Consider the following 2,525-nt stretch of genomic DNA (forward strand, 5'->3'; position numbering starts at 1 on the left):
CTATCTGATAAAGCTCACTTATTTGTTATTGTTACATATAATATTATTCTATATAATCAAGTTCTAAATAAAACTCTTTTATTTTATATACTAAAAAGCTTTCCTACTAAGTCACCTATTATTACCCATATTGAGAATTCGTTCCCTCCATATGTTTGAATAAAGTTTCCTACAGTTCCACTTACTAAATTTAAAGAAATATATGCTAATACCATTAGGATTATTCCGCCTAAAACACTTGTAATTATAGCTGCTGGCCAACCACCTCTTGCATTAGCAAAAATAGCTCCTGGTGCAACATCAAAATAACATGCAACCACCAATGGTATAAGAGCAAAGGTTAATGCTCCTGATGCTCCTAATAAAAATAAAGTGCCTATACTTGTTATAAGTGCTATTACGAATCCAATTAATAAAGCATTTGGTCCATATGGAAATATCATAGGAATATCTAAGGCTGGAATTGCACCTTTAGCTAATTTATCTGCTATACCTTTAAATGATGGTATTATTTCTCCTAAGATCATTCTTACTCCTGTTAAAAGTATTATCATACCTGCTGCAAAAGTTACTCCTTGAATTAAAGAATAAGTAATAAGCGGCTCACTTCCATATATAGCTATTCTACTTTCTTTTCCTATAAATAAACCAACTATTATGTAAACTATAAACATAACTATTGCCGCTGTTATATTTGTATCTCTAAAGAAACTTAAAGACTTTGGAAGATTTAAATTTTCTATATTTTTATCTTTTTGTCCAACAATCTTTCCTATATAAGAACCTAATAAACAATATATTGATGCAGTATGTCCAATAGTAAAACTATCATTTCCAGTTACATACTTAACATGTTTTCTTAATATATATGGGAATATTGTTATGACTAAAATATACATAATTAATGTGAATATAAATAATTTTAATCCACTTATATGATTTTCAATCCCAACTGCTAAGAAAAGCATTGGATACCAAAATAGTATATTTCCTGTTAAGTATATAGTTTTAAATCTTGTATATCTAGCAATTATTATATTGATTACAAATCCGCAAAGAAGTATTAATCCAACATAGCTTCCATATTGACCTAAAAACACATTAAAATCTCCTAAAGTACTATTACTTTGAGTATTAAATAATCCTGAAAATGCATTAGCTAGAGGAGTAATTGAAGAAACCACTATATCTACTCCCTTAAGTAGAATTACCATTCCTATTATTCCTTTAAATATACCTTTTAAAATAGCATCTATTGATTTTCTTTGAAGTATTAAACCAATTGCTACTATAAGTCCCATAAACAAAGCTGGATTTCTAAAAAAACTTACACAAAAATCTAATATTTCTTTCATTTCTAATAATTCCTTTTTTTAAATTTAATCTACTTTAGTTTTATTTATCTTTTATGTAAACCAAAAAATTATTGTATAAAATATCTAAGATTAATAAAAGTTTAATGCTTAGTAAGCGTTTATAACTTCAAGAATTTTTTCCTTTATTTCTTCTTTATTCATAAAGTTTGATATATAAACAAGTTTTCCACTTACTTGCCCTTCTATCTCTTCACCAATTTCTTTTGATGTTAAAATTAAATCTGCAGAATTTCCACATGCTGAAGTCATATCTATGGCTTCTACCTCAGCATTTATTCCTTCCTCTTCAATAATTGAATCAACTGTCATTTTTAAAATCAAACTTGTTCCCACACCAAATCCACATACAGTCATAATCTTCATTTTTATTCCACCCTCTTCATAATATATAAATTAATTTAAATCTCAAGAAATCCTTTTATTAATTATACCTTACAAATCAATTTATCTACAAATAAATATTACTTATATAAATATTACTTATAAAATATCCTAATTTAAAATATTCTATAAGTTAATTTTTGAAAAGTTTAATAAATTACATAAAAAGCTCCATTATCTCTTTTTTATTTTTAGCATTTTTAATTTTATTAACAGACTCCTCATTTATTAATACTCTAGCTAAATCTTGCAAGACATCTAAATGAACTGTATTCTCCTTCGCTCCAATAACAAAAATTATTTCTATTGGATCATTATCTTCATGACCAAATTCAACTGGATTTTCTAAAGTAAGCATACTAATGCAATCTTCAAGGACATGATTACATGATCTAGAATGAGCAATAACTACACCTGGCATAATTGCCATATATGGTCCTAAATCATTAATTTTCTCTAAAATATCATTTACATATTCCTCTGTTATACTCCCTACTTTTAAAAGAGGTTCAGCAGCTAACCTAACTGCCTCTTCTTTGTTAAAAACCTTAGCCTTGATAATTATATTATTCTCATTTAATAAATCACTAATAAAATTCACCAACTTTCCTTGTGATAATTTAAAATCATGCAAACAATTTCCATAATTAACCTTATAACTGTAGTAAGCTACTCACCACTTATAGTAGCTGGTAAATTTCTCTTAAATTAAGTTAAATTTACCTAAGTATATTATCATTCCAAAGCATTTAAAGTCAATTTTAAAGT

The 2,525-nt window shown here is 26.7% G+C and carries 3 protein-coding genes; all 3 read right to left on the reverse strand.

Going from position 1 to position 2,525, the window contains the following annotated elements; all coding sequences use genetic code 11:
- Positions 1-83: 83 nt before the first annotated feature.
- Positions 84-1,355 carry a PTS ascorbate transporter subunit IIC gene (gene ulaA, locus Q1J60_RS09325; protein ID WP_300261206.1) on the reverse strand — a complete coding sequence of 424 codons (1,272 nt, stop codon included), beginning with the start codon at positions 1,353-1,355 and terminating at the stop codon, positions 84-86.
- 108 nt (positions 1,356-1,463) lie between these two features.
- Positions 1,464-1,739: a PTS sugar transporter subunit IIB gene (locus Q1J60_RS09330; RefSeq protein ID WP_300261209.1), complete on the reverse strand. Its 276-nt coding sequence runs from the start codon at positions 1,737-1,739 to the stop codon at positions 1,464-1,466.
- Between the two features lie 175 nt (positions 1,740-1,914).
- Positions 1,915-2,358 (reverse strand): PTS sugar transporter subunit IIA, encoded by a 444-nt coding sequence (locus Q1J60_RS09335; protein ID WP_300261212.1) that lies wholly within the window; start codon positions 2,356-2,358, stop codon positions 1,915-1,917.
- Positions 2,359-2,525 lie beyond the last annotated feature (167 nt).

Source organism: Clostridium sp. (genome assembly GCF_029258205.1).
Classification (GTDB): Bacteria; Bacillota; Clostridia; order Clostridiales; family Clostridiaceae; genus Sarcina.